Source organism: Pseudomonas sp. NFPP25, assembly GCF_900116505.1.
Lineage (GTDB): Bacteria > Pseudomonadota > Gammaproteobacteria > Pseudomonadales > Pseudomonadaceae > Aquipseudomonas > Aquipseudomonas protegens.
On sequence record NZ_FPBG01000001.1, the window covers coordinates 1,454,582 to 1,478,869 of the forward strand.

A 24,288-nucleotide genomic window follows, 5' to 3' on the forward strand; every position below is an offset into this window, starting at 1 on the left:
ATGCCCAAGAGAATGGATTTCAGTGAATTGCACTGGTTGCTGGCGGTGGTCCAGAGCATCGACGTGGGTATCGTCGTGCTCGACCTGGAGTGCCGGGTCCAGGTGTGGAACAGCTTCATGGAGAACCGCTCCGGAGTGCCCTCCAAGCAGGCCATCGACCAGTCGTTCTTCGAGCTGTTCCCCGAGGTCGAGCGCCCCTGGTTCACCCGCAAGGTGGGGCGCGTGGTGGCCCTCGGCACGCCGGCCTTCACCATCTGGAAGCAGCGGCCGTACCTGGTGCATTTCAACAACTACCAGCCGATCACCGGCCAGGGCGAGTTCATGTACCAGAACACCACCCTGCTGCCGCTGCGTTCTTCCAACAGCGAGATCCACCACGTCTGCCTGGTGATCTACGACCTGACCGACGTGGCAATCAACAGCCTGGCCTTGCAGAAGGCCAACCAGCAGTTGCAGCACCTGTCGCGCACCGACCACCTGACCCAGCTCTACAACCGCGGCCACTGGGAACAGCGCCTGCAGTTCGAATACAGCCGCCACGGCAGCAGCATCGCCCTGCTGATGCTGGACATCGATCACTTCAAGTCGATCAACGACCGCCATGGGCACCAGGCCGGCGATGCAGTGATCAAGCGCGTCTCCGAGCTGATCCACCAGCATGTGCGCGACAGCGACGTGGCCGGGCGCTATGGCGGCGAGGAGTTCGCCATTCTCCTGCCCCACACCGACCTTGCCGGGGCCCGCACCCTGGCCGAGCGCTTGCGCCAGTCGGTGGAAGAGCAGGAGGTGATCCACAACGGCCAGGCCATCGCCTTCACCATCAGCCTGGGCATCGCCTGCCTCGACCGTCCGGCCCGGGATCATCGCTGCCTGATCGAGTGGGCCGACCAGGCGCTGTACGCCTCCAAGCGCGCCGGGCGCAACCGGGTCAGTACCTACGCGCCTTGAACGGCAGCACTGGAAAAACCTGAAAAAAACTCGCTCCCGAGGGATAAACTGCGCGCTTTTCCGGTCCATCCCCCGGTCTGCTACGCCTTTCCCAGCGCCACAAGGAGTCCTGCGCGCATGTCCCAGTCGAATTCGAACCACTCCCCGCAAGAGCAATGGCAGCAAGCCGTGCTGACCTATGCCCGCGACATCAATCGCTATGTCGAGACCGGCAACCGCGACGGCTGGAAGGGCTTGAAGGAACCGCACTTGCCCGATACCGAGCACCTGCTGCCAGACTGGCAGGCGGCCCTGGAAGCGAGCAACCAGGAGCCCTACGACGCAGCCCGGCGCCAGGCATTCCGCCAGGAGTGGCCGCCGGCGCACTTCCCATTGTCGCCACGCCTGGAAAGCCAGGGACGGATGATTCCGACCCTGGCCCTGTTGCCGGACGGCAGCCTGCTGGCGCGCATCGGCGCACCTTACGAGGCTGGCGAGGTGGTGCATATCGACGACGCAAGGATCCAGACCCTGGAGCAGGTGGAAGGCTTCGGCATGTGCCCCCAGCGGCGCTATTTCGCTTGGGCCCGGGCTGACGGCATCCAGCTCACCGACGGCTGGAACGGGCCAGAGGTGGCAAGTTTTGCCTGGCCCGATCCCCACGCGAACCTGCCGGCGGGGGTGGCGCTTGAAGACACCGGGCGCTGCTGCCCCAGCAGCCTGATTCCCTTCCCCGACGGGCGCCGGGTACTGCTGGTGAGCTCCGACGGCATCTTCGTCCTGCAGGCCGAGGGCGCCACGCGCCTGCTGCCGAGCCTGGAAGACCTGCAGCAAGAGCTGGCCGATGGCGTCGCCCCCGAGGACCTGGGCATCGGCCTGAGCATGGAGCATGGCGCGGTGTCGCCCGATGGCCAGTGGATCGCCGTGGGCGAGCAAAGCAGCTCGCACCTGGTGTTCGATGCAAGGTTGCAACGGGTAGCGCAGATCGGCCCCGCCAGCGAGTACCCGCATTTCGCCCATTTCAACCAGCGCGGCGATCGCCTGCTGCTCAATGCCTGCCACTTCTATGGCGGTGCCAGCGTGGGAGTGGCGGTGGCCGACCTGCCAGGGCTGTCCACCGATTTCTACAGTGACGATGCGCGCACCCCGGTGCTGCAGGAAGGTGCCCGGGTGTATGCCGCGGCGTCACGGGGCGACGAATTCATCATCGGCGACGCCTACGGCTACCTGCGGGCCTTCAGCGAAAACGGCGAGGAACGCTGGCAGCACTATATCGGCTCGACCCTCACCGCCATGGACATCAGCCCCGATGGCAAGACCCTGGTGGCCGCCACCTATGCCGGGATCATCGTCAAGCTTGACCTGGACGCCGGGCGCCCGGACTGGCAGATCGGCACCGGCGAGCACCTCGAAGTGCAGCGCTGGCTGTTCTGGAAGGACTTCGCCAAGCCGCTGCTGTGGTGACCGGGGGTTAAACCGGCGGGCGCGAGAAACTCACTTGCAGTTGCAGGTGATCCGGATCGTCGATCGCCCGCAGGTACTCCTCCACGCTGACCTCGCCGGCACTGGACCGGGCCCCCGGGGCCGGCACATGGCCGGCGAGCAGCTTGTGCACCACCGCCACCGCCGCGCAGCTGGGAATCTCCGGCCCGTGGTCATGGGTTGCGGTGAGCTGCACGCTCATCGACAGTGGCTGGCCGTCCTGGCCCAGGCCGTGCACGTCGATGTACAGGGCACTGAGCCCATCTCCGAAACCTTCGAACCAGGTGCCGCAGCGATGCAGGCGCGCCGCCCAGGGCGCCGGGTCGCGCACCAGGCCGAGCTTCACCGCCTGGGCCAGCAGCGCATTGGCCAACCCGGCGATCTTCAGCCCGGCGCCGGCCTGGAAGCTCAGGGTGTGGGCACCGTAGCGCTCGGCGAACAGATCCAGGTCCGGCACATCGACATTGGCCACCAGCCGCGTGCCCAGCCTGGGCAGCTTGCGCAGGGTCAGGCCCTGCCAGCCGATCACCGGATGCGGCCGGCCGTCCTTGAGTTGCAGGATGGGTTTGCCGGCATAGGCCAGCACGCCCTGGATGGTGGACAGGCCGGGCATCTTCGCCGAGGAGGAAATGCCGTGCTCGATGCGCTCGATGCGGGAAAAACGCTCACGGTGCTCATCGATCATCGCCGCCGACAGGGTCGGCACCGAGCTGCAGCCGCTGAGCAGCGTCACCCCGGCGGCCCGGGCGGCCTCATCCAGAGTGCCAATGCCGCGCACGAACTGGCGACAGTCGGCCAGGTCGCAGTAGTTGACCCCGGCCTCGATGCAGCCCCGGGCCACCGCGTAGGACTGGCCCTGGAACGGCCCGCCGGTATGGATCACCCAGTGCACCTTAAGGGCCTTGAGCGCCGGCACCCATTGCGGCCCCATGGCATCGCCGCACCAGCCTTCGCAGGGCTGCCCGCCTTCAGCCTGCAAGGCCTGAACCTTGGCCGCGAGCTTGTGCGGGTCGCGCCCCGAAATCAGCAGATGCACCCCAGGGGTATGGATCAGATAGCGGCAGACGATGCTGCCGAAATTGCCATAACCACCCACCACCAACACCCTGAGCGCCATTGCCTGCATCCTTGAACTAAGCCGTTGCGCAGCGTGAACGCTGCCATTCGAGGCGCGGCAGCTTGGTGGATTTGCCAGCGCTCGACAAGCCCCCGCCCACCTTCGACATGCCCCCGAAACGCCCCTGGCAAGTGCTTGTAATATTCAGTTAGAAAAAAAATGCCAATGCCGGTCCGGCATAATGCTATGCAAAATCCTCATCATCTACGGCCCTGGAGCGTGATAGCCTCGTCCTGCTATGTCGGCCTCGCATAATAAACCCGTCGGTTCGCGCAACCGAACGGGATAAAGACGCCTTGCTACCCACCTTGTTTCATCTTCATCTGCCCAACTAACGTTTCGCTGTGAGCCGCTCTTTCCCCGGCTCGCCAAGGGAACTGATTGCAAAATTTGACTCGACCTCAAGGTCGATCTCTCGATCCTATCTCGGAGCTGTTATGTCCAGGCTTTCCCATCAAGATTTGCGCCGCGGTTTCCGTGAACTGATCGCTTCCAACTCCTGCTACCACACCGCTTCCGTATTCGACCCGATGTCTGCCCGTATCGCCGCCGACCTGGGTTTCGAAGTGGGCATCCTCGGCGGCTCCGTGGCTTCGCTGCAAGTGCTGGCGGCCCCCGACTTCGCCCTGATCACCCTCAGTGAATTCGCCGAACAGGCCACCCGCATCGGCCGCGTGGCGCAGTTGCCGGTCATCGCCGACGCCGACCACGGCTATGGCAACGCGCTGAACGTGATGCGCACCGTGGTCGAACTGGAACGCGCCGGCATTGCCGCGCTGACCATCGAAGACACCCTGCTGCCGGCCCAGTTCGGGCGCAAATCCACCGATCTCATCTCGGTGGCCGAAGGCGTCGGCAAGATCCGCGCCGCCCTGGAAGCCCGGGTTGATCCGGAACTGGCGATCATCGCCCGGACCAACGCCGGCATCCTTCCGGTGCAGGAAATCATCAGCCGTACCCAGCAGTACGAGCGTGCCGGCGCCGACGCCATCTGCATGGTGGGCATCCGTGATTTCGAACAGCTGGAACAGATCTCCGAGCACCTGAGCGTGCCGCTGATGCTGGTGACCTACGGCAACCCGGCGCTACGGGACGATGCGCGCCTGGCCGAGCTGGGCGTGAAGATCGCCGTGGACGGTCATGCCGCCTACTTCGCCGCGATCAAGGCCACCTACGACTGCCTGCGCGAGCAGCGGCAGATCTTCACCCAGGCGTCGGACCTGAGCGCCACCGAGCTGGCCCACACCTACACCCAGCCCGAGGAGTACATCGTCTGGGCCAAGGAGTTCATGAGCGTCAAGGAGTAACACCGGCGATTGGCCGGGGTGAGGCGCCACGCCTCAACCCTGGGCCGATTTCAGCGCGCCTTCCACGCAGTCGAGGATCTGCCCGATGGTCCAGGGCTTGCGGATGAAGGACACCGGATAACGCACCCCGGAACTCTCGGGGGTCTCGAAACCCGACATGACCACGATCGGCAACTGCGGCCAGCGCTCGCCGCACAAATTGCTCAGGCTCGCGCCATTGAGGGTGCCGGGCATGGTGATATCGGTCAGCAGCAGGGCCACGTCCGCGGCCTGTTCCTGCAGGAATTCCCAGGCCCGATCCGCGCTGTCCATCGCATGGGTGGCAAACCCTTCGTCCTGCAGGATCTCGCAGAGAAACTCCAGCACCGTCGGCTCATCCTCCACCACCAGGATCAAACGGGATTGAGCGCCGGGATTGACTGGCGTGGCTGGGTTCATGAGGGTGACACTCCCTGACGGATTGAGGCGGCTACACACAGGACCGCTGACAAGAGTTATGAGCGGCGCCTTGACGATAAATTCATTTACGCTGCAAGGCCGGCGCGTTTTTAGTACCGGTCCGATCCGCACGCGGAAGCGGGCGCCCCGTTCTTTCACCCACGGCAGGAACATCTTCAACCATGCAGTTCGATCCCAAGCGCCTGGCCCTGGCCCGGCATGTGGTGGTATTCAGCGGTGCCGGGGTCTCGGCGGAAAGCGGCATCCCGACCTTTCGTGACGCCCTGACCGGCCTGTGGGAACACTTCGATCCGGCGCGCCTGGCCACCGTGCAAGCCTTTCGCGAAGACCCGGCGCTGGTCTGGGGCTGGTATGAATGGCGACGCCAGAAAGTGCTCCAGGCCCAGCCCAATCCAGCCCATCTGGCCCTGGCCGAACTGGCCCGGCGGGTGCCGCGCCTGACCCTGATCACCCAGAACGTCGACGACCTGCACGAACGCGCCGGCAGCCCCTCGGTGCTGCACTTGCACGGCAGCCTGCACACCCCCAAGTGCTTTGCCTGCAACCGCCCGTTCAAGGGCCAACTGCCCTTGCCGGACTTGCCGGAACAGGGCGCCAGCCTGGAGCCGCCGCGCTGCACCGGTTGCAACGGCAAGATCCGCCCCGGGGTGGTGTGGTTCGGCGAACCCCTGCCCCAGGCAACCCTCAAGGCCGCCTTCAACGCCGCCGAAGAATGCGACCTGCTGCTGTCGGTGGGCACCTCCGGGCTGGTCCAGCCGGCGGCGCGAATTCCCCAACTGGCGCTGCAGCACGGCGCCTGCGTGGTGCATATCAATCCCCAGCCCCAGGCTTGCACCGGCGCCGAGGAATACAGCCTGGAGGGCAAGGCCGGGCAGTTGCTGCCGGAACTATTGCGCCAGGCCTTTGCCTGATTCCCTGGCGGCTCAAGCCGGGCCGCCGCTTCTGTTCAAGGACGCTTTCACATGCCGCAATCCCCCGACCCTTCATGGCTCGAAGCCGCCTGGGCGCAACGTGAAGAACAGATCTACCCGACGCTGTTCGGCGCACTGGGCCCGGGCATCTATCCCCTGGACATGGCGCTGTTCAGCCAGGTCTTTGGCCAGCACGACGTCGATCCGCGCTGGCTCACCCACGGGGTCTTCGAATCACCGCCCAATGCCAGGCGCAGCAGTTGGCTATACGTCACTTCGGGCCTGTCCAATGCCTGGGAAGATGCCCGGCCCGATGCCGATGGCGAATCCGGCATGGGCCACGAACTGCTGCTGGAAACCCGCGAACAGTCACCCTGGGCCCTGCGCCTGTTACGCAATTTCTGCGCCTACCAATTGCTGCTGGCCGCCGGCCGTTTTGGCGAGCAGCCGCCGTTGGGCGAATGGGACCGCATGCGTACCGGCGAGCCGATCAATGGCGGCGACAGCCTGTTGCAGGCACTGCTGTTCATCCCCGCGCCGGGTTTTGCCGGCCCCCGGCAATTGCTGAGCGGGCGCTTCGGATTTCTGCAGATCATCGGCCTGACCCTGGCCGAACACGCCTGGGGCCAGGCCGAGGGCTACCCGGCCCTGATGGAGCGCCTGGCCCTGGCCGGGGCAGCGCCGGTGCTGGACCCGACCCGAGCCAGCCTGTGCTGAAGGCCGGTGAAAAATCCGCCACGACCAGGGCGGATCGTCATTTTTCCCGCCACGGCGGGCCCGCATGAGGTAGATTCAAGCAGCGAACAATCTCGCGACGACGTTTGCTTTCTTGCCCTGCCGCTGGAAACCAAGCCCCGTACCGGTGGCTCTGTTCACTGCCCCGCTATTTTTTCGCCACTGGCCGCGCATGGTGCGGTGGCGACGCTTTCAGGAAATGGATGAATGCCGCAAAGACAAGTGATCAATGCTTCGGTGAGCCCGAAAGGCAGCCTGGAGACCCTCTCGCAACGTGAAGTGCAACAGCTCAGCGCCGCCGGTTCCGGCAGCATCTATACCCTGTTCCGCCAGTGCGCCCTGGCCATCCTCAATACTGGCGCCCACGTCGACAACGCCAAGACCATCCTCGACGCCTACCACGATTTCGAAGTGCGCATTCACCAACAGGATCGCGGCGTACGCCTGGAACTGCTGAACGCGCCGGCCGATGCCTTCGTTGATGGCGAGATGATCGCCAGCACCCGGGAAATGCTCTTCAGCGCCCTGCGCGACATCGTCTACACCGAGAACGAACTGGACAGCCAGCGCATTGACCTGGACAGCTCCCAGGGCATCACCGACTACGTCTTCCACCTGCTGCGCAACGCCCGCACCCTGCGCCCCGGCGTGGAGCCCAAGATGGTGGTGTGCTGGGGTGGCCACTCGATCAATACCGAGGAATACAAATACACCAAGAAGGTCGGCCACGAGCTGGGCCTGCGCAAGCTGGACATCTGCACCGGCTGCGGCCCGGGCGTGATGAAGGGCCCGATGAAGGGCGCCACCATCGCCCACGCCAAACAGCGCATGAGCGGCGGCCGCTACCTGGGCCTGACCGAGCCGGGGATCATCGCCGCCGAGGCGCCGAACCCCATCGTCAACGAGCTGGTGATCCTGCCGGACATCGAGAAGCGCCTGGAAGCCTTCGTGCGCGTCGGCCACGGCATCATCATCTTCCCCGGCGGCGCCGGCACCGCGGAGGAGTTCCTCTACCTGCTGGGCATCCTGATGCACCCGGACAACCGCGACCTGCCCTTCCCGGTGATCCTCACCGGCCCCAAGAGCGCGGCGCCCTACCTGGAGCAGCTCAACGCCTTCGTCCTGGCAACCCTGGGCGAAGCGGCGCGCCAGCACTACCAGATCATCATCGACAACCCGCCGGAAGTGGCGCGGCAGATGACCGAGGGGCTCAAGACCGTCAAGCAGTTCCGCCGCGAACGCAACGACGCCTTCCACTTCAACTGGCTGCTGAAGATCGACGAGAGCCTGCAACGTCCCTTCGATCCGACCCACGAGAACATGGCCAACCTGCAACTGAGCCATGCCCTGGCGCCCCACGAACTGGCGGCCAACCTGCGTCGTGCGTTCTCCGGCATCGTCGCCGGCAACGTCAAGGACCAGGGCATTCGCCTGATCGAGCAGAAAGGCCCGTACAGCATCCACGGCGACCCGGCGATCATGCAGCCCCTGGACCAGCTGCTCAAAGCCTTCGTCGAGCAGCACCGCATGAAGCTGCCCGGCGGCGCCGCCTACGTACCGTGCTACCGCGTGGTCAACTGAGCCCTGCCCTGCCGCCTTGAACAACGCCGCGTTCCCTGCCTGGGAACGCGGCGTTTTTTTTGCCCGGCATCCACCCGCAGCGCAAGCGCCTCTGTGCAGCGGCCTTGCGTCCTTGAGCAGCACAAAGAGGCCTGCTGGCCACTCTGACTTTCCCACCTGAGCGACATCGCCTTCCTGCCCTTCCGCCAGCCCCTCCAGAAGGTGCCCCCGTAGCTAAAAGCGCCTTCTGCTCCCCTGCGCCAATGAGCCTGCCTGGTCCTCCTCGCGGTTTGACAGCTTCCCAGGCAGTGTGGAATAGTTTTTCAACTTAATGGAACTCAATTCCATTTTTTATCATAGTTCAAAAAAGGCCCTGTCATTGTGAGCGACGTTCCCGCTGCAACCCTCCCGCCCCTGGATTGTGATTTGTTGGTGATCGGCTCCGGCGCCGCCGGCCTGGCCTGTGCGGTGACCGCCGCGTGGCATGGCTTGAAGGTGATAGTTGTGGAAAAGGATTCCACTTTTGGCGGTGCCAGCGCCTGGTCCGGCGGCTGGATGTGGGTGCCGGGCAATCCCCTGGCACGCCGCGCCGGCATCCATGAAAACCCGCAGCAACCGCGCACCTACCTCAAGCATGAGCTGGGGGAGCGCTACGATGCCGCACGCATCGACGCCTTTCTGGATAACGGGCCGCAGATGGTGGCCTTCTTCGAACAACACACGGCCCTGCAATTCGTCGACGGCAATGGCATCCCGGATATCCACGGCCAGGTGCCCGGGGCCGGGATCGAGGGCCATCAGGTGATCGCCGCGCCGTATGACGCCCGGGCCATCGGCCCACTGCTCAAACGGCTGCGCAAGACCCTGCGGGAAACCTCGTTCCTGGGCATGCCGATCATGGCCGGGGCCGACCTGGGGGCCTTTCTCAGCATGACCCGTTCCTTCAGGTCGCTGCTGCATGTGGCCGGGCGCTTTGCCCGCCACCTGCGGGACCTGGCGCTACACGGCCGGGCCATGCACCTGGTCAACGGCGTGGCGCTGATCGGCCGGCTGGGCAAGTCCGCCGAGGACCTGGGGGTCAACCTGCTGGAGTCCACCCCGGCCCGCTCGCTGCTGCGCAATAGCCAGGGCGTGCAGGGCGCCCTGGTGGACACGCCTGAGGGGCCGCGGGAAATCCGCACCCGGCGTGGAGTGCTGCTGGCCGCCGGCGGCTTCGCCAATGACCTGCCCCGCCGCCAGGCGTTGTTTCCCCGCGCCCCGGGGCCGGACGAGCACCTGGCCCTGCCGCCGCGCAGTTGCTGCGGCGACGGCATCCGCCTCGGCGAACAGGCCGGTGCCGTGCTGGCCACGGACCTTGCCAGCCCGGTAGCCTGGGCCCCCGTCTCTCGGGTGCGGCATGCCGACGGCAGCATCGGCCACTTTCCCCACATCATCGACCGGGCCAAACCCGGGCTGATCGGCGTGCTGGCCAACGGCAAGCGTTTCGTCAACGAGGCGGACGGCTACTACGACTACACCGCGGCCATGCTGGAGGCGGTTCCCGCGGGCGAGGAAGTGGCGTCCTGGCTGATCTGCGACCACCGCTTCCAGCGCCGTTACGGCCTGGGTTATGCCCGGCCCTTCCCCCTGCCGGTGGGGCCGCTGGTGCGCAGCGGCTACCTGGTACGGGCCGACTCCATCCAGGCCCTGGCCAGCCAGTGCGGCATCGACCCCCAGGGCCTTGCGGCCACGGTGCAGGCATTCAACCAGCATGCCCGCAACGGCCAGGACCCCGAGTTCGGCCGCGGCTCGACGCCCTACAATCGCAAGCAGGGCGACGCCCTGTATCCCGGGCCCAACCCCTGCGTGGCGCCCATCGAACAGGGGCCTTTCTACGCGGTGAAAGTGCTGCCCGGCAGCTTCGGCACCTTTGCCGGGCTCAAGACCAACGCCCAGGCCCAGGTGCTGGATTCGCACGGCACGGCGATCCCCGGGCTGTATGCCGCAGGCACCGACATGGCCAGCGTGATGGGCGGCTTTTATCCCTCCGGCGGTATCAACCTGGGGCCGGCCATGACCTTCGGCTACATCGCCGGGCGCCATGCGGCCGGGGTCAGTGACTACGAAGTGCCGCTGGATCCTGGTGCCGAGGCCACCCGGGGCTGAGCCGCCAGGACGGGCTCAGGGGCCCCGGCCATCGCCGGCGTCCTCATTGACCAGCGGCGCCTGCAGCTGGCGTTCGAGCTGCTGGCCGAGGTAATACACCCCGGCCATGACCCCATGCTCGGGGTCATGCAACTGCCTGGCCCAGGCCTGATCGAAGGCTGCGCCCAGGTCCCGTCGGGTCTGGGCCTGCAGGTCTTCCCGGTCATGGTCCTGGACCAGCGCCCGGACCCCGGCCACTCCCACCGAAATCAGCGCGCCGGCCACCCGCCCCACCGCCGCCGCCACCGCACCGGCCACACTGCGGCTGGCGAACTGGGCCTGGAGCTTGTCACTGGTCACCTGCGCCACCTGGGACACCCCCGGGGCCGGCGCTCCCTGTTCGCCGGTCGGGGTGCCATGGATCTGCTGCAGCAAGGGCCCATAGGCGGGCAAGCGGGCAATGGGCTCGGCCCGTATCAACTGGTTCAAGGAGGCGCGCTGCTCGGGGGCCGGCCCCAGGTCGATGGCCAGCACCTGGTCCAGATGGAGTTCCAGTTGCGGTGCCGGCAGTGGGTAACGGCTGCGGATCTGCGCCAGTTGCTGGCGCAGCAACTGCACATAGAACTCCATGGCCTCGCCGGTGATCGCATCGGCATCGACTTCCAGCGCCACCGGTGCCAGCACCCGTTCCTGGTACTGTTCCTGCAAGTAGGCCGCCAGGCGCCGGGAAGCTTGCCCGGCGTCGCCTTTATCGTTCAGGGAATACCAGCCGACCTTGAGCGACAGCCATTCCTGGGTCCAGTAGCCGCTGAACCAGGGAATGAAGTTTTCCTCGGTCTGCTGGTAGACCCGGGCCCGCCAGTGCTCCATGGAGCCCTGGGCATAGACCTCGGCCTGTTCAGTGGCGCTGCGGGAGGCTTCCAGCAGTTCATGGTTGACCTGGCGCCAGGTGGCCGGGCTGACCGGCATCGCGGCCACCGGCTCGGGAACCCGATGGGCGCAGCCGGCGAGCACCAGCATCAGCACCAGGACCCCGTGGCGGCAGCAGAGCATCGTTGGCCGCAAGGCATGTACCTCCCGCAAAGGCCGCGCCAGGCTCGACAGGTCGCCCTGGCGCTCCAGCAGTATAGGTAGCGCAAAGGCGGGCCCGATCGATTGCGAGCCGGGCTTTTTTCCTGCACCACGAAGAAACACTGCCACCGCCCACCGGCCCTCGGTATATTGCGCCCCGGCGCCTGCGCCACGGATTTGCCCCCTACAAGGAACCCCCATGCTCTACCGTATTGCCGCCGACAGCCTGGTGCTGTTTCACCTGTCCTTTATCGTCTTCGTGCTGCTGGGCGGCCTGCTGGTGCTGCGCCACCCGCGGCTGATGCTGCTGCACCTGCCCGCCGCGGCCTGGGGCGTGGCAGTGGAAGTGCTGCACCTGGAGTGCCCGCTGACCCGCTGGGAAAACCTGCTGCGCCACGCCGCCGGCCAGGACGGCTACGGCGCCGGCTTCATCGAGCATTACCTGATCCCGCTGATCTACCCCGCCGGGCTGACCCCGGGCATTCAGCTGTGGCTGGGCAGCCTGGTGCTGCTGATCAACCTCTGGGTCTACGGCTACCTGGCCCGACGCTGGCTGCGCAAGCGCCGCGCCTGAGCCTGCCGCCAGCCGGAACGGCGCACCGTTCCGGCCTTGCCTCCTCTGTTCGCCCCTCTATGAAACAGCCGAGACAGCAGCGCCGACGCCTGAGGCAGGTGTTTCGCTATATACTTTTGTATATTGCGATTTCACACCCCCCGAGATTTGCCCATGCACTGCCCCTCATCCACCCCGTTTTGCCTGCCCTCGCAGGCGCTTGAGGCCGACTCGGCAGCGCCCCGGGTGCCAGCGCCAGCCCGCCAGGAACGCCGCTCGCGCCTGCGGCATCGGCAACTGATCCTCGATGCCGCCCGCAACGAGTTCGCCGCCAAGGGCTTCAGTGCCTGCCAGACCCTGGATATCGCGCTGCGCGCCGGGGTGCCCAAGGCCAACCTGTACTACTACTTCCACACCAAGGAAAACCTCTACGCCGAAGTCCTGCAGCCCCTGCTGGAACCCTTGCACCAGGCGTCGCGGCTGCTGCACCCGGAGGCCGATCCGGCGCAGGCGTTGCAGGCCTACATCGAGGCGCGGATGCAGATCGTCGAGGATTTCCCCCTGCGTTCGAAGATTCTCTGCAGCGAGTTGCTGCACGGCGCGCAGCAGTTGCCAGAGGCCTGGCGTGAAAGCCTGGAGGCGCAGAACCGCAGTGAAATCGCTTGCCTGCGCAATTGGGCCGAACGTGGCCTGATCCGCGCCATTGCCCCGGAGCACCTGCTGCTGTTCATAGGAGCGGCGACCCAGACCTACCCCACCCTGGGCTGGCAGATCGCCCTGATGAGCGGCGTAGCCCAGCCCTCCAGCAGGGACTTCCAGAGCGTCGCGGCCACCCTGACCCGCATGGTGCTGGCCGGGGCACTGCCGGCGCTGGCGAGCGCCCAGGGGCTGCCGGCCCGGGCCCTGGCGATCTAACCCGGTTCGAGTTCGCCCACGCGTTCGCAAGCCAGGGTCAGGGCCTGCCAGGTCGGCTCGTCAGCGGGAATCAGGTGTTCGATGCGCAGCGACGCCACGGTAATGTCCTGGGGCATGCCGAAGGTGGTGAAGGTGGACAGAAAACGCAGCTCGCCCCCGGGCCCGCGCACCCGGGTCAGCAGCAACGGCTCGGCCGGGCTCGGGGTCGCCGGCGACTCTCCGGGGAACGGCAGGCCGGCCAGTAGCGCCGCCAAGCCGGGGTCGCCCATGGCCTCTCGGGAGGCCCGCTGCCAGGCCACCTGGCGCACCTCCTCGGCATTGATCAGGCAGTCACCGAAACCACCGGGCTCCAGCAGGGCCGTCAACAGGTTGAAGCCCTGTTCCATGGCGTGTTGCGACAACCCCAGCAGTTGGAACAGCGCCGCGGTAGCCTGATTGGCCGCCAGCACTTGCCAGCCACTGTCGATGACGATCGCTGGCGCCGGGTTGTTGGCCTTGAGCAGGTGCATCAGCGCTGCGCGCACCGGCGCCAGGCCGGGGTCGGCCAGGGGCAAGGCGGCGTAGCGCGGCGCATAGCCCGCGGCGAGGAACACCCGATTGCGCTGGGGCAAGGGGGTGTCCAGGGTGGTCAGCAGCGCATCCAGCAAGGCCGGGCTGGGCTGGGCGCGGCCGGTCTCGACGCAGCTCAGGTGGCGCTGGGAAATCCCCGCCTGCAACGCCAGGTCCAACTGGCTCAAGCGCGCCTGGCGCCGTAGCTGGCGCAACTGTGCGCCCACCGGCAAGGGCCCGGCGCGGGGAGCTTCAAGGGTGCAGGGCATGGCGGCGCGACCGCTGTCGGGCACAGGCATCCCGGCTCAGCCCACACGCTTGCAGAAGATCAGCTCGGGGTCCTGCTCGTCGAGGTTCTCGATCACCCCACTGGGCTGGAAACCGGCCTTGGCAATCAGGCCCCGGGCCGCCAGGTTCGACTGGTTGGTGGAGATGAACAGCCGGGGCGTGCGACAGGCCCGCTCGGCGGCGCCGAGCAAGCGCCGGGCCACGCCCTGGCGTTGCTGCCCCGGAGCCACCACCACCAGAGACACGAAGCCATGGTCGAAGAAGTCATGGTTCAGCAGCAGGTAGCCGGCGACCCGGCCGGCCGCCACCTCCACCCAACCCTGGCCACGGCCCACCGCCACGCGTACGGCATCGCCCCGGCTGGCGTGGGCCCGGGCATAGGTGTCGCACTCGAGCATGGCCGGCACATCATCGGGCCCGGCCACGCGGATCACCCGGCCTGCGCCGGGAGCCTGCTGGTTGGAAGTCATCGCTGTTCAATCCTTGAAAGTGAAAGTCGCACCGCCCCAGCTGACAGCCTGAAGCGCCCCGCTGTCTATGACCTGGGGGGTCATTGAGTGACAACAGGCTTGCCACTTAGCCTGTTCATTCCCGCTTGTTCAAGGATTTTCACCGTGAAAAACACACTCTGGCGACTCTGCATCGGGCTGTTCGCCGGCCATGAGCTGGATGCCGTGGCGCAGCGTGAATGGCGCCTGCTGTATGGCCTGCGCGACCTCGACCCCATGCTCGGGCAGCACCTGTTCATTGCCCTGCACGTCCCCCTGTGTGCCGGGCTGGTCCAGCTGTGCGGCCATCGGCGCCGTCGCGTGCGCGAGCTTGCCCGCCTGTGGCTGGCGGCGCTCGCCCTGGTGCATGCCGGGTTGCATCAACGCCTGCGCGACGACCCGCTGTACCTGTTCGACTCCCTGCTGTCGCAAAGCCTGATCTTTGGCTGTGGCGCAGCCGGCCTGCTGTATCTGCTGCTGGGCCTGGCCACCCGCAACCGCCGCGCCGTACACCCAGCCCATCCCTGATCGAGGACTGCGCCATGCGCCACCCTTACCCCGCCCTGCTGGCTCTACTGGGCTTCAGTGCCTACACCCTGTACTGCCTGTTCCAGGCCGAACAGTCGCTGCTGCAATTCGGCCTGCAACTGCTGTCGCGCCCGGACACCGCACAAGTGGTGATCGACCTGTACCTGATGGCGCTGCTGGCGGCTGCGTGGATGCTGGGAGACGCCCGCGCCCGTGGGCGCTCCTGGCGTTCGGTGCTGCCCTATCTGCTGCTGACGGCGGTCTTCGTCTCCATCGGGCCCTTGCTGTACCTGGTGGTTCGCGACCTGCGCCCGCCCCGGCAGCCACTGGCCGGCGGCGCTTGAGCGCGGGCCTCAGATCAGGCGCTGGATCTCCTTGTGGCGCCACACCAGCTTGAAGTAGCAGACCTGCAGCACCAGCATGGTCAGGTAGGCCACCGGGAACGCCATCCACACCCCTTGCAGGCCGAAATGCGCGTCCAGCACATAGGCCGCCGGCACCTGCACCCCGAGGATGCAGAAGATCGAGATCGCCACCGGCACCAGCACCGTGCCGCTGGCGCGCATGATGCCGCCGACCACCGCCTGGAAACCGAACACCAGGATGCTCCAGAGCATGATGTGCAGCAGGTGCTGGGCCTGCACCAGGGCTGCCGGGTCGATGATGAACAGGCCCAGCAGCCAGTGGGAAACCAGGTAGCCGAGCAGCACCAGGGCGCCGGTGAGGCACAGGTTGATCGCAAGCCCGGTACGCAGGATCGGGGTGATGCGCTCCAGGCGCCCGGCGCCGATGGCCTGGGCGCCGAGGATCGAGGCGGTGATAGCGATCGACAGCGCCGGGAACTGCACGTAGTTGACGATCTGGGTCACCGCGCCATAGGCCGCCGTGGCCTGGGAACCGTGGCGGTTGACCAGGGCCAGGATCACCAGTTCGGAAAGCGAGATGACCACCATCTGCACCCCGGTGGGCAGGCCGATGCGCAGCACCTTGCCGAGTATCGCCCGGTTCAGCCGCAGCGCCGCGAACAGCGCCCGGTCCGGGGCCAGGGGGTGGTCGCGGCCACTCAGGCGCCAGACCAGAAACCCCATGGCCAGGATATTTCCCGCCAGCCCGGCGAAGGCCGCACTCTGGATACCCATGGGCGGCAGGCCCAGCCAGCCACGGATCAACGCCGGGGTCAGCAGCAGCCCCGCCAGGGTCGAGACCATCAAGGCCAGCAGGGGCGACAGGGTATCGCTGACACCCCGCAGCAACTGGGTGTAGAGCACGAACACCAGCAGCAGCGGCATGATCAGCATCATCACCCGGGCATAGCCCACTGCGTCGTCCAGTACATCCGCCGGTGTGCCCAGGCCCTGCAGGGCCGGGCGGGCGAACAGCATGCCCAGCACCGCCCCCAGCAGGCCGATCAAGGCCCCCAGCATCAGGGTACTGCCGGCCACCGACTTCACCGCATCCAGCTCCCGTGCACCCCAGGCCTGGCCGATCAGCACCGAGGCGCCGGCCCCCAGGCCGATCACCAGGGCAATGAAGAAGAACACGATGGGGAACATCCCCGACACCGCCGCCAACGCCTGGGTGCCCAGCAACTGGCCAATGTAGATACCGTTGAGGGTGCCGGAAAACGACTGCAGGAAATTCGACAGCACCATGGGCAGCAGGAAGACCAGGTACACCTGCCAGAGGGGGCGCTGAGGGGAAATGGACATGAAACAGGCAACCTCGGATCAAGAGGACGAAGGGCCGCGAAGAAGCCCCGTGGCACGGGGCTCGCGTCGGACCTGAAACATGTAGCAACCCAGGCCGCGCACGGCGTTCCGACAGCGCGGCCCGGGGTTTATATCAGTGGTTGACGTCGACCACCACCCGCCCGCGAACCTTGCCTTCAAGCAACTCGTGGGCGACGGTCAGGGCCTCTTCCAGGCCCACTTCGCGGGTGATCCGCTGCAGGTGCTGCTGGTCCACCTCGGCGGCCAGGCGTTCCCAGGCATGCACCCGCTCGTGATAGGGACGGGTCACGCTATTGATCCCCAAGAGGCTCACCCCACGCAGGATGAAGGGCGCCACCGAGGCCGGGAAATCCATGCCCTGGGCCAACCCGCAGGCGGCCACCAGGCCATCGGCGGCGGTGCCGGCACAGACGTTGGCCAGCGTGTGGCTGCCCACCGAGTCGATGGCCGCCGCCCAGCGTTCCTTGGCCAGCGGACGCCCCGGCTGGGACAGCTCGGCGCGCTCGATGATGCGGCTGGCGCCCAGCGCCTTGAGGTAGTCGGCCTCCTCCGGACGCCCGGTGGCGGCGATCACCGAGTAGCCCAGGCGCGACAGCAGGCTGATCGCAAAACTGCCGACCCCGCCGCTGGCACCGGTGACCAGCACCTCGCCGTGTTCGGGGGTCAGGCCGCTGCGCTCCAGGGCGATCAGGCAGAGCATGGCGGTGTAGCCGGCGGTGCCGATGGCCATGGCCTGGCGCGCGCTGAAGGCTTCAGGCAGGTGGATCAGCCAGTCGCCCTGCAACCGGGCCTTCTGCGCCAGCCCGCCCCAGTGGCTCTCGCCCACGCCCCAGCCATTGAGCAGCACCTGTTCACCCGGGCGAAAGCGCGGATGGCTGCTGGCTTCGACGGTGCCTGCCAAGTCGATACCGGGGACCATGGGAAACTGCCGCACCACCGGGCTCTTGCCGGTGATTGCCAGGCCGTCCTTGTAGTTCAGGGTGCTGTAGGCCACCCGGACCGTGACATCGCCCTCAGGCAGTTGCGCCTCCTCCAGCTCGCGCAGATGGGCGCGATAACCTGCAGTGTCTTTGTCGATCACAATGGCCTTGAACATCATGGACTCCTGTTGGCAAGGGAGGCTGCAGCGCTGGCTGCAACGGCGTAGAGCGCGAACGCGCCATCCTACGCAAGCCTCCGCAAGGCGTCCATGAGCCTCCCCTCCCCACCCGCGACGCTCGAAACAGCCCACTGCCCACGCCGGCGTCGCGTATCGCAGTACAGCCCAGCGCGCCCGGCCTGCCGGAACCGGTGCGTGGAGTAGCCCGGGCGTGGCAGAACCTGGCCCCAGAGCGCTACCATGCGGCGGCATCTGCCCCCTGACCGAACGGATTTCCGACCTTGTCCCATCTCCTGGAAAAAGCCGCCGCGCGCGGCGACCTTGCTGCTCTCGAGCGCCTGCTGGATGCGGGTGCGGACCTTGAATGGCAGCACAAGGGCACCGGCCGCACGGCCTTGCTGGCCGCCACTATCGCCGGGCACCGGCCGGCCGTGGCGCTGCTGCTGGCGCGCGGCGCGAATGTCCAGCAGCCGTGCAAGGCCCTGGGCTACAGCCCCCTGGCCTGGGCCGCCAGCCACGGCGACACTGCCCTGGCCGAGTTGCTGATCGCCCATGGCGCAGCGCTCGAACAGGCCAGCCCCGAACTGCAACGCACCGCCCTGATGAACGCTGCCCAGGCTGGCCACGAGGCAATGGTGGCCTTGCTGCTCGAGGCCGGCGCCAACCCCTCGCCCGTGGATTTCCAGCAACGCAACGCCTGGTCCCTGGCCGAAGAAAATGGCCATGCCCAGGTCATGCAACAGCTGGAGCAGGCCGGTACCGGGGCACCGCCAGCACCTGCACCGGCCCCTTCCCTGCCCTGGCCGCCGCTGGTGCCTGGTACTGACAGCAGCGCAGATCCGGTCACCCAGGTGCGGGCCTATACCCTGGCTTTGTACTCTTGGGAACAGCGCGGCAACGCCCTGGGCCACGACGCGCTCGACGCCGCCTTCTGGGCCGAACCGCAACAGTTGCTCGAACGTTTTTGTACCCTGCGACCGCGGGCCTATCCGCGAGCCTCCTATGGTTACCCCACGACCCACGCCGAGGCCGACGAGCTACTGGGCTGCCAGTTGCTCAAGCCCGCCCAGGCCGAAGTACTGGTGCGCGACCCGGCGTCCCGGGCCCTTTGCTACGAGCATCGCTTCGTGGTCAAGCGGGTTGCCGGCCAATGGCGCATCGACAGCGTCAAGCGCCGCCTGGCCGGCACCCAGAAATGGGCAAACGCCATTCTCTAGCGGGGGCAAGGGGCAAGAGCGAACGGGCGCAGCCTGCTCGACGTGCGGCACGGTTCGAGCTCGTCGCCCTTGGCGTGCAGTCGCCCGCCATCACCACCGCTGTCCAGATCCGCGTTGAAACACGTGCCGACAAGCCCCTGGCCCGACAGCAGGCGGCCGCCAGCCAGCAGCAATTGCTGGTTGGCGGGCGGGCTGCTGCCCGTGGTTAAATGCCGCCCCGAAAAAATGACCGGCCCCGCTGATGACCCCTCTCGCCCTCGCCACCCTCAACCAGCACCTGTTGACCGCCCTGGCCGCCGCGCCCGGCGAAACCCGGCGCCTGTTCCATGGCCGCGGCCGCTGCTGGCCGGGGCTGGAACAGCTGACCGTGGACTGGCTGCAGGGGGTAGTGCTGGTGTCCTTGTTCAAGGAACCCGAAGCCGGGCAACTCGAAGCCCTGCAGCAGTTGCTGGCGGACCTGGGCTCGACCCCGCAATGGGTGGCCAGCGGCGCCCGCAGCCTGATGCTGCAACACCGCTACCTGCCCGACAGCCGTGGCGAGTGGCTGCTGGGCGAGGCCATCGACAGTTGCACCATCACCGAGGAAGGCCTGCGCTACCAGGTGGACCTGGGCAGCAAGCAGAACAACGGGCTGTTCCTCGACATGCGCTACGGGCGCAACTGGGTGCGGGCCAATGCCCGGGGCAAGAATGTCCTGAACCTGTTTGCCTATACCTGCGGCTTCTCGGTGGCGGCGATTGCCGGCGGTGCCGAGCGGGTGGTCAACCTCGACATGTCCCGGGCGGCCTTGAGCCGCGGCCGCGAAAACCACCGGCTCAACGGCCACGACACCAGCCGGGTGAGCTTCCTCGGCCATGACCTGTTCAAGTCTTGGAGCAAGGTCAAGCAGGGCGGGCCCTATGACCTGGTGATCATCGACCCGCCGTCGTTCCAGAAAGGCAGCTTTGTCCTCGGCAAGGACTATGCGCGGGTGCTGCGGCGCCTGCCGGAGTTGCTCACGGCCGATGGTTGCGTACTGGCGTGCATGAATGATCCGGCGTTTAGCGTGGATTTTCTTCTGGAGGGGATGGCCGAAGCGGCGCCGGGGTTGCGCTTTGAACAGCGGCTGGAGAACCCGCCGGAGTTTCCGGATGCGGATCCGCAGTGCGGGCTCAAGGCACTGGTATTTCGGCATGGGGCATAGGCCTTGATCCTGGCTGGGTGGCCGTTGCTGCAGCAACGGGCATCCAGCCAGGCCCTTACAACTCCATCCGATACTCGATCACCCCCGGCTTGTGCGCCACCCAGTCATACAACCGTTGCGCCCGCTTGTTGCTCTCCTGGGTATGCCAGTACAAACGAGCGCACTGGTGTTGCCGGGCAAAGGCCTGCACCCACTCGATCAACAGTTTCCCCGCCCCGCTGCCGCGAATCGACGGGGCCACGTACAGGTCTTCCAGGTAGCAGAAGTCGCCGACGGCCCAGGTCGAACGGTGCAACACCAGGTTGACGAAGCCGATGTCTTCATCGCCCTGCACCGCCACCGCCGAATACATCGGTTCCCGCGAATCGAGGAAACGCTCGAACGTGCGGCGACTGACCTCTTCGCTCAGCGTCACCTGATAGAAATCCTGATAGGCCAGCCACAGCGGCAGCCATTGCTGGTAATCCCCAGGCTGAATCGCCCGTACCGTCACCGCAGGTTGTTGATCGCTCATTACGCGCTCCTCTTGATCATCCACACCGGGATCAGCCCCGGTTATTGAAGAGTGCGCAGGTTAGTGCGTGAGTGGCGGATTTTATCAGGCCAATTCTGCCATCTGTAACAGACCACTTTTCCCAACCCCTCACAGCCCGGGCTGCTGATGGGTCACGCAGTGAATGCCGCCGCCCCCTGCGGCGATAGCGTCGATATCCAGCTGGATCACCTGCCGCCCGGGATAAAGGCTGGCCAGCAGGCGGTGGGCCTTGCCCTGGTCAGCCAATTGCTGAGCCCTTTGTGCGAACAGAGCGTGCGCGGCCCGACCTGGGCCTGGCTGATTCACCGCGACAGTGAAAGCAGCCCGCTGACCCGCAGTTTCTCGCAGTGGCTACAGGCTGCGCTGCAGGGTTCGGCCGAAGCTTGAGGCGCCCGCCCGGCAAGGACTGGAGCGATGCAAAACCGCTTTCCATTCCTGCCCCTAACCCCACGCGTGGCGGCGCCTTAAGCTGGCGCCAGTGCAATCCGCACTGCCTTCCAGGAACCGCCCGTGCCCCCGATCCACGACATCAACTGGCCGCTGTGGCTGTCCACCATGCTGCCCATGGCCCTGAGCGCCGGCCCCGGCAACCTGATGGTGGCCAGCTCCGGCGCCCGCAGCGGCGTGCGGCGTTCCCTGCGCTTCATCTGCGGGCTGGACCTGACCTACCTGCTCCTGGCGCTACTGGTGGGGCTGGGGCTGTATCACAGCCTGGCGGCGTACCCAGGGTTGCTCTGGGGGCTACGGATAGCGGGCAGCCTGTACATTTTCTGGCTGGGCCTGCGCCTGCTGCTGCGGCCGTTGCGCAAGCCTGGCGAGCAGAGTGAAGCCCTGCAGTTTCGTGATGGCGTGATGCTGCAACTGGGCAACGTGCAGGGTCTGGTGATGCTGCTGGTCATGTTCTCCACCTTCAGCCCGGGCGCCGATGCGGGCACTGCCGTGGTGCTGGCGCTCAGCGCCGCGCTGATCGCGGTGAACCTGTTCGGCCACCTGCTGTGGGCCAGCCTGGGCTCAAGCCTGCAGCGGCTGATGCACGACCGCCCTCGCCTGCTGCTGGCGCAGAATGCGCTGTTCGGCTTGCTGCTGATGGCGGTGGCCGGGTGGCTATTGCTGCGTGGCGCCTAGCGCGTCAGCCGGCCTTGCCCTCACTCTGCAAGCCCTGGCGCGCCAGCAGATCGCAGAGAAATTCCGCCACCCGCTCGACCCGCTCCTGGCCCTGGGTCGCCAGGTTGCGCAGCAGCCAGATATCCGCGCGGTGGGCCGGAGCCTGGGGCAAGACCCGGTGCAGGCCCAGGGGTTCTGCGATATAGGCCGGCAAGGCGGCAATCCCCAGGCCCGCCTGCACCGCCTTGAGCTGCGCCTCCAGGTTGCCGGTGCGCATCCACAACGGCTGATTACCGCTGAGCTGGTCCAGCCAGCGGGCCAGGGGCATGTGGGCCAGGGTCTGGTTCCAGCCGATCAGCGAATGCTGGCGCAGCTCCGAAGGCTTCTCGGGGCAGCCATGGGCTGCGGCATAACCTGGGGAACAGAACAGCGCCTGGGTCAACTCGCCGACCCGGCGCAGGGTGAAGTTGCCGGCTTCCGGCCGTTGCAGGCGCAGCAGCAGGTCGCTGTGGCTCTGGGTGAGCTTGACCGAGCGCGCCGCATTGACGAAATCGAAGCTGATCTGCGGATGCTGCAAGCGAAACTGCGCCAGTGCGGGAATGATCAGGTGGCTGCCCATCAACTCCGGGCATTCGATGCGCACCACCCCGGCCATGCGCGCGCCTGGCCGGGACAACTGGCGTTCCATCAGGCGCAAGCGCTCCTCGATCTCCAGGGCCATGGGCAGCAGGGCCTGGCCGGCTTCGGTGAGGAAATAGCCCTGGGTGGTCTTGAGGAACAGCACGCTGCTCAAGGCCTGCTCCAGCACCAGGATCTTGCGCGAGACCGTCGAGGCCGACACCTTCAGCGCCTGCCCGGCGTCGGTGATGTTGCTGGCATTGGCGACGGCAATGAAAAACCGCAAATCGTCCCAGTTCACGCTTACCTGCCCTATCCCTGAAAACCCAGGCCCGGGATCTTATGCGAAATAAGCAGCGCAGCGGTCAGACTTTTCTCCTGTAAAGTGCCCAAAATCTTTCCTGCCCACGGATCGGGAGCCCCCCATGCTGGAACTGCACACCCCTCGCCTTAACCTGCGCCCCCTGAACGCCCATGACTGGGAACTGTTCCTGGCCCTGCACAGCGACCCGGAAAACCTGCGCTATGTCTGCGATCCGCTCTCCCGGATGCAGATCGAGGAGCGTTTCACCTCGCGCCTGCCCCATTGGGACATGGATTGCGACCACTGGCTGTGTCTGGTGATCCGCGATCGCCACAGCGGCGAGGAGCTGGGCTTCACCGGCCTGCGAGTCAGCGACCGGCCCAGCGCCGAAGCCGAGGTCGGCTACCTGCTGGCCCCCGGTCATCAAGGCAAGGGCCTGGCCACGGAATCCCTGCGCACGCTGATGCAGTACGCCCGCCACAGCCTGGGGATCAAGCGCCTGGTGGCCACGGTCACCGACGGCAATGCTGCGTCCTGCCAGGTTCTGGAGCGATGCGGTTTCGTCTTCCAGCAACGTGACGAAGGGGCCTTCCGCAGGGGTGGCGAAGACTTCGACGACCTGATTTTCAGCTGCCCCCTGACGGCCTGAGTGCGCGTTTGCGCGACCCCGCCTACGCCTGACTGGCGTGGGTTTTTCTTGACAGCGAAAATTCCCAACGGCTATTGTCTGACAACCTGACTACCAAGGTTTTACCCACCCATGCTTGAACTCCAGCGACCCGACTCTCTCGTTGTGCGCGTGGTCAATGCGATCCGCACCGAGATCGACTCCGGCCGCCTGGCCCCCGAATCGCGCCTGCCGACCGAGCAGCAACTGGCCGAGCAGTTGAACGTCAGCCGCTCGGTGATTCGCGAGGCCATCGCCCAGCTCAAGGCCGACGGCGTACTGATCGCCCGGCGTGGCCTGGGTTCGTACATTTCCAAGACCCCCGCCGGCACCGTGTTCCGTTTCCCCCAGGGCGATGGCCGCCTGCCGGACCTGGCGCAGATGTTCGAGATGCGTTTGTGGATCGAAACCCAGGCCGCGTCGATCGCCGCCCAGCGCCGCGATGCCGCCGACCTGCAACGGATGCAGGGCGCGTTGCAGGAAATGCACGACAAGCGCAGTGATTTCGAAGCCGCGGGGCTGGCCGACGTGGAGTTCCACCGGGCCATCGCCGAGGCCAGCAAGAACGACTATTTCGTGGCCTTCCATGATTTTCTGCGCAGCCAGCTGACCAGCGCCCGCAAGGCCGCCTGGGAGAACTCGGCGCTGCGCATGGTGGGCGGTTCCGCCGATGCCACCCAGGAACACCAGGCGCTGTACCAGGCGATTGCCGCTGGCGACCGCCAGGCCGCCGCCGGTTGCGCCGACGCCCACTTGCGGGCTTCGGCCAAGCGCCTGGGCCTGGAGCTGCCGACTATCGATTGACCCCAGCTTCACG

General features: G+C 66.5%; 26 protein-coding genes and 1 pseudogene. 17 read left to right on the forward strand and 10 right to left on the reverse strand.

Features of this window, described 5'->3' with window-relative positions; translation table 11 throughout:
- Nucleotides 1-948 (forward strand): sensor domain-containing diguanylate cyclase, encoded by a 948-nt coding sequence (locus BM382_RS06225; protein WP_011060755.1) that lies wholly within the window; start codon nt 1-3, stop codon nt 946-948.
- A 117-nt stretch (nt 949-1,065) separates the two neighbouring features.
- Nucleotides 1,066-2,391, forward strand: coding sequence for a YncE family protein (locus BM382_RS06230; RefSeq protein WP_072442327.1), 1,326 nt, complete (start codon nt 1,066-1,068; stop codon nt 2,389-2,391).
- A gap of 7 nt (nt 2,392-2,398) precedes the next feature.
- Here BM382_RS06230 and BM382_RS06235 read toward each other — a convergent pair whose 3' ends face one another.
- Nucleotides 2,399-3,526, reverse strand: a complete 1,128-nt coding sequence (locus BM382_RS06235; protein WP_011060753.1) for a saccharopine dehydrogenase family protein — start codon at nt 3,524-3,526, stop codon at nt 2,399-2,401.
- A gap of 437 nt (nt 3,527-3,963) precedes the next feature.
- Between BM382_RS06235 and BM382_RS06240 the strand changes: the two genes are divergently transcribed.
- A complete protein-coding gene (locus BM382_RS06240) occupies nt 3,964-4,833 on the forward strand; it encodes an isocitrate lyase/PEP mutase family protein (protein ID WP_011060752.1) in 870 nt (289 codons plus the stop codon).
- A 33-nt stretch (nt 4,834-4,866) separates the two neighbouring features.
- On the opposite strand, the gene BM382_RS06245 is transcribed toward BM382_RS06240, so the two are convergent.
- A complete protein-coding gene (locus tag BM382_RS06245) occupies nt 4,867-5,271 on the reverse strand; it encodes a response regulator (protein WP_072442330.1) in 405 nt (134 codons plus the stop codon).
- A gap of 182 nt (nt 5,272-5,453) precedes the next feature.
- Here BM382_RS06245 and BM382_RS06250 point away from each other — a divergent pair, with 182 nt between their 5' ends.
- The 4 genes from BM382_RS06250 to BM382_RS06265 all read left to right on the forward strand — a co-directional run bounded on the left by BM382_RS06250 (nt 5,454) and on the right by BM382_RS06265 (nt 10,643).
- Nucleotides 5,454-6,203 (forward strand): SIR2 family NAD-dependent protein deacylase, encoded by a 750-nt coding sequence (locus BM382_RS06250; RefSeq protein ID WP_053157806.1) that lies wholly within the window; start codon nt 5,454-5,456, stop codon nt 6,201-6,203.
- Between the two features lie 51 nt (nt 6,204-6,254).
- Entirely contained in the window at nt 6,255-6,920 is a 666-nt protein-coding gene (locus BM382_RS06255) for a suppressor of fused domain protein (protein WP_072442332.1), read from the forward strand.
- Nucleotides 6,921-7,145: 225 nt separating this feature from the next.
- Nucleotides 7,146-8,519, forward strand: a complete 1,374-nt coding sequence (gene ppnN, locus BM382_RS06260) for a nucleotide 5'-monophosphate nucleosidase PpnN (protein WP_011060748.1) — start codon at nt 7,146-7,148, stop codon at nt 8,517-8,519.
- Between the two features lie 360 nt (nt 8,520-8,879).
- The gene (locus BM382_RS06265) at nt 8,880-10,643 is read left to right on the forward strand and encodes an FAD-dependent oxidoreductase (protein WP_072442333.1); all 1,764 of its coding nucleotides are present in this window, start codon (nt 8,880-8,882) and stop codon (nt 10,641-10,643) included.
- Between the two features lie 15 nt (nt 10,644-10,658).
- Here BM382_RS06265 and BM382_RS06270 read toward each other — a convergent pair whose 3' ends face one another.
- Nucleotides 10,659-11,687 carry a hypothetical protein gene (locus BM382_RS06270; RefSeq protein ID WP_239690398.1) on the reverse strand — a complete coding sequence of 343 codons (1,029 nt, stop codon included), beginning with the start codon at nt 11,685-11,687 and terminating at the stop codon, nt 10,659-10,661.
- A 205-nt stretch (nt 11,688-11,892) separates the two neighbouring features.
- Between BM382_RS06270 and BM382_RS06275 the strand changes: the two genes are divergently transcribed.
- Together BM382_RS06275 and BM382_RS06280 are read left to right on the forward strand one after the other, a co-directional pair.
- Complete coding sequence (locus BM382_RS06275; protein WP_011060745.1) at nt 11,893-12,267, forward strand: DUF2784 domain-containing protein; 375 nt, start codon at nt 11,893-11,895, stop codon at nt 12,265-12,267.
- A gap of 153 nt (nt 12,268-12,420) precedes the next feature.
- A complete protein-coding gene (locus BM382_RS06280; RefSeq protein ID WP_170866306.1) occupies nt 12,421-13,161 on the forward strand; it encodes a TetR/AcrR family transcriptional regulator in 741 nt (246 codons plus the stop codon).
- Here BM382_RS06280 and BM382_RS06285 read toward each other — a convergent pair.
- Together BM382_RS06285 and BM382_RS06290 are read right to left on the reverse strand one after the other, a co-directional pair.
- Nucleotides 13,158-14,009: a helix-turn-helix domain-containing protein gene (locus BM382_RS06285; RefSeq protein ID WP_072442337.1), complete on the reverse strand. Its 852-nt coding sequence runs from the start codon at nt 14,007-14,009 to the stop codon at nt 13,158-13,160. The genes BM382_RS06280 and BM382_RS06285 overlap by 4 nt on opposite strands.
- A gap of 6 nt (nt 14,010-14,015) precedes the next feature.
- Nucleotides 14,016-14,468: a GNAT family N-acetyltransferase gene (locus BM382_RS06290; RefSeq protein ID WP_072442339.1), complete on the reverse strand. Its 453-nt coding sequence runs from the start codon at nt 14,466-14,468 to the stop codon at nt 14,016-14,018.
- Between the two features lie 144 nt (nt 14,469-14,612).
- On the opposite strand from BM382_RS06290, the gene BM382_RS06295 reads away from it, so the two are divergent.
- On the forward strand, nt 14,613-15,014 hold the full coding sequence (locus BM382_RS06295; protein ID WP_072442341.1) for a DUF6713 family protein: 402 nt from the start codon (nt 14,613-14,615) through the stop codon (nt 15,012-15,014).
- Between the two features lie 14 nt (nt 15,015-15,028).
- Nucleotides 15,029-15,358, forward strand: coding sequence for a DUF2834 domain-containing protein (locus BM382_RS06300; RefSeq protein WP_011060740.1), 330 nt, complete (start codon nt 15,029-15,031; stop codon nt 15,356-15,358).
- Between the two features lie 9 nt (nt 15,359-15,367).
- Here BM382_RS06300 and BM382_RS06305 read toward each other — a convergent pair whose 3' ends face one another.
- The gene (locus tag BM382_RS06305) at nt 15,368-16,723 is read right to left on the reverse strand and encodes an MATE family efflux transporter (RefSeq protein WP_072442344.1); all 1,356 of its coding nucleotides are present in this window, start codon (nt 16,721-16,723) and stop codon (nt 15,368-15,370) included.
- Nucleotides 16,724-16,856: 133 nt separating this feature from the next.
- Nucleotides 16,857-17,840 carry an acrylyl-CoA reductase (NADPH) gene (locus BM382_RS06310; protein ID WP_011060738.1) on the reverse strand — a complete coding sequence of 328 codons (984 nt, stop codon included), beginning with the start codon at nt 17,838-17,840 and terminating at the stop codon, nt 16,857-16,859.
- A 284-nt stretch (nt 17,841-18,124) separates the two neighbouring features.
- On the opposite strand from BM382_RS06310, the gene BM382_RS06315 reads away from it, so the two are divergent.
- Together BM382_RS06315 and BM382_RS06320 are read left to right on the forward strand one after the other, a co-directional pair.
- Nucleotides 18,125-19,060 (forward strand): ankyrin repeat domain-containing protein, encoded by a 936-nt coding sequence (locus BM382_RS06315; RefSeq protein WP_065363744.1) that lies wholly within the window; start codon nt 18,125-18,127, stop codon nt 19,058-19,060.
- A 241-nt stretch (nt 19,061-19,301) separates the two neighbouring features.
- On the forward strand, nt 19,302-20,243 hold the full coding sequence (locus BM382_RS06320; protein ID WP_072442346.1) for a class I SAM-dependent methyltransferase: 942 nt from the start codon (nt 19,302-19,304) through the stop codon (nt 20,241-20,243).
- A gap of 55 nt (nt 20,244-20,298) precedes the next feature.
- Here the strand turns inward: BM382_RS06320 and BM382_RS06325 are convergent, their stop codons facing one another.
- Both BM382_RS06325 and BM382_RS06330 read right to left on the reverse strand, forming a co-directional pair.
- Complete coding sequence (locus tag BM382_RS06325) at nt 20,299-20,757, reverse strand: GNAT family N-acetyltransferase (protein ID WP_072442348.1); 459 nt, start codon at nt 20,755-20,757, stop codon at nt 20,299-20,301.
- 129 nt (nt 20,758-20,886) lie between these two features.
- Nucleotides 20,887-21,009: pseudogene (locus BM382_RS06330) on the reverse strand (agmatine deiminase family protein); the annotation flags it as partial.
- Here BM382_RS06330 and BM382_RS32225 point away from each other — a divergent pair.
- Nucleotides 20,968-21,165, forward strand: coding sequence for a hypothetical protein (locus tag BM382_RS32225; RefSeq protein ID WP_345769776.1), 198 nt, complete (start codon nt 20,968-20,970; stop codon nt 21,163-21,165). The pseudogene BM382_RS06330 and the gene BM382_RS32225 overlap by 42 nt on opposite strands.
- A 123-nt stretch (nt 21,166-21,288) precedes the next feature.
- Nucleotides 21,289-21,903: a LysE family translocator gene (locus BM382_RS06335; RefSeq protein ID WP_015635189.1), complete on the forward strand. Its 615-nt coding sequence runs from the start codon at nt 21,289-21,291 to the stop codon at nt 21,901-21,903.
- A 4-nt stretch (nt 21,904-21,907) separates the two neighbouring features.
- Here BM382_RS06335 and BM382_RS06340 read toward each other — a convergent pair whose 3' ends face one another.
- Nucleotides 21,908-22,801: a LysR family transcriptional regulator gene (locus BM382_RS06340; RefSeq protein WP_072442350.1), complete on the reverse strand. Its 894-nt coding sequence runs from the start codon at nt 22,799-22,801 to the stop codon at nt 21,908-21,910.
- Between the two features lie 124 nt (nt 22,802-22,925).
- On the opposite strand from BM382_RS06340, the gene BM382_RS06345 reads away from it, so the two are divergent.
- Nucleotides 22,926-23,453, forward strand: a complete 528-nt coding sequence (locus BM382_RS06345) for a GNAT family N-acetyltransferase (RefSeq protein ID WP_011060732.1) — start codon at nt 22,926-22,928, stop codon at nt 23,451-23,453.
- A 111-nt stretch (nt 23,454-23,564) separates the two neighbouring features.
- Nucleotides 23,565-24,275 (forward strand): FadR/GntR family transcriptional regulator, encoded by a 711-nt coding sequence (locus BM382_RS06350; protein ID WP_011060731.1) that lies wholly within the window; start codon nt 23,565-23,567, stop codon nt 24,273-24,275.
- Nucleotides 24,276-24,288: the final 13 nt, after the last annotated feature.

Bases quoted from the DNA above. Each gene is read 5' to 3' on its own strand.
- BM382_RS06225 (WP_011060755.1), top strand. From the start codon at position 1: ATGCCCAAGAGAATGGATTTCAGTGAATTGCACTGGTTGCTGGCGGTG.
- BM382_RS06230 (WP_072442327.1), top strand. From the start codon at position 1,066: ATGTCCCAGTCGAATTCGAACCACTCCCCGCAAGAGCAATGGCAGCAA.
- BM382_RS06235 (WP_011060753.1), bottom strand. From the start codon at position 3,526: ATGGCGCTCAGGGTGTTGGTGGTGGGTGGTTATGGCAATTTCGGCAGC.
- BM382_RS06240 (WP_011060752.1), top strand. From the start codon at position 3,964: ATGTCCAGGCTTTCCCATCAAGATTTGCGCCGCGGTTTCCGTGAACTG.
- BM382_RS06245 (WP_072442330.1), bottom strand. From the start codon at position 5,271: ATGAACCCAGCCACGCCAGTCAATCCCGGCGCTCAATCCCGTTTGATC.
- BM382_RS06250 (WP_053157806.1), top strand. From the start codon at position 5,454: ATGCAGTTCGATCCCAAGCGCCTGGCCCTGGCCCGGCATGTGGTGGTA.
- BM382_RS06255 (WP_072442332.1), top strand. From the start codon at position 6,255: ATGCCGCAATCCCCCGACCCTTCATGGCTCGAAGCCGCCTGGGCGCAA.
- ppnN (WP_011060748.1), top strand. From the start codon at position 7,146: ATGCCGCAAAGACAAGTGATCAATGCTTCGGTGAGCCCGAAAGGCAGC.
- BM382_RS06275 (WP_011060745.1), top strand. From the start codon at position 11,893: ATGCTCTACCGTATTGCCGCCGACAGCCTGGTGCTGTTTCACCTGTCC.
- BM382_RS06280 (WP_170866306.1), top strand. From the start codon at position 12,421: ATGCACTGCCCCTCATCCACCCCGTTTTGCCTGCCCTCGCAGGCGCTT.
- BM382_RS06285 (WP_072442337.1), bottom strand. From the start codon at position 14,009: ATGCCTGTGCCCGACAGCGGTCGCGCCGCCATGCCCTGCACCCTTGAA.
- BM382_RS06290 (WP_072442339.1), bottom strand. From the start codon at position 14,468: ATGACTTCCAACCAGCAGGCTCCCGGCGCAGGCCGGGTGATCCGCGTG.
- BM382_RS06300 (WP_011060740.1), top strand. From the start codon at position 15,029: ATGCGCCACCCTTACCCCGCCCTGCTGGCTCTACTGGGCTTCAGTGCC.
- BM382_RS06305 (WP_072442344.1), bottom strand. From the start codon at position 16,723: ATGTCCATTTCCCCTCAGCGCCCCCTCTGGCAGGTGTACCTGGTCTTC.
- BM382_RS06310 (WP_011060738.1), bottom strand. From the start codon at position 17,840: ATGTTCAAGGCCATTGTGATCGACAAAGACACTGCAGGTTATCGCGCC.
- BM382_RS06320 (WP_072442346.1), top strand. From the start codon at position 19,302: ATGACCCCTCTCGCCCTCGCCACCCTCAACCAGCACCTGTTGACCGCC.
- BM382_RS06325 (WP_072442348.1), bottom strand. From the start codon at position 20,757: ATGAGCGATCAACAACCTGCGGTGACGGTACGGGCGATTCAGCCTGGG.
- BM382_RS06345 (WP_011060732.1), top strand. From the start codon at position 22,926: ATGCTGGAACTGCACACCCCTCGCCTTAACCTGCGCCCCCTGAACGCC.
- BM382_RS06350 (WP_011060731.1), top strand. From the start codon at position 23,565: ATGCTTGAACTCCAGCGACCCGACTCTCTCGTTGTGCGCGTGGTCAAT.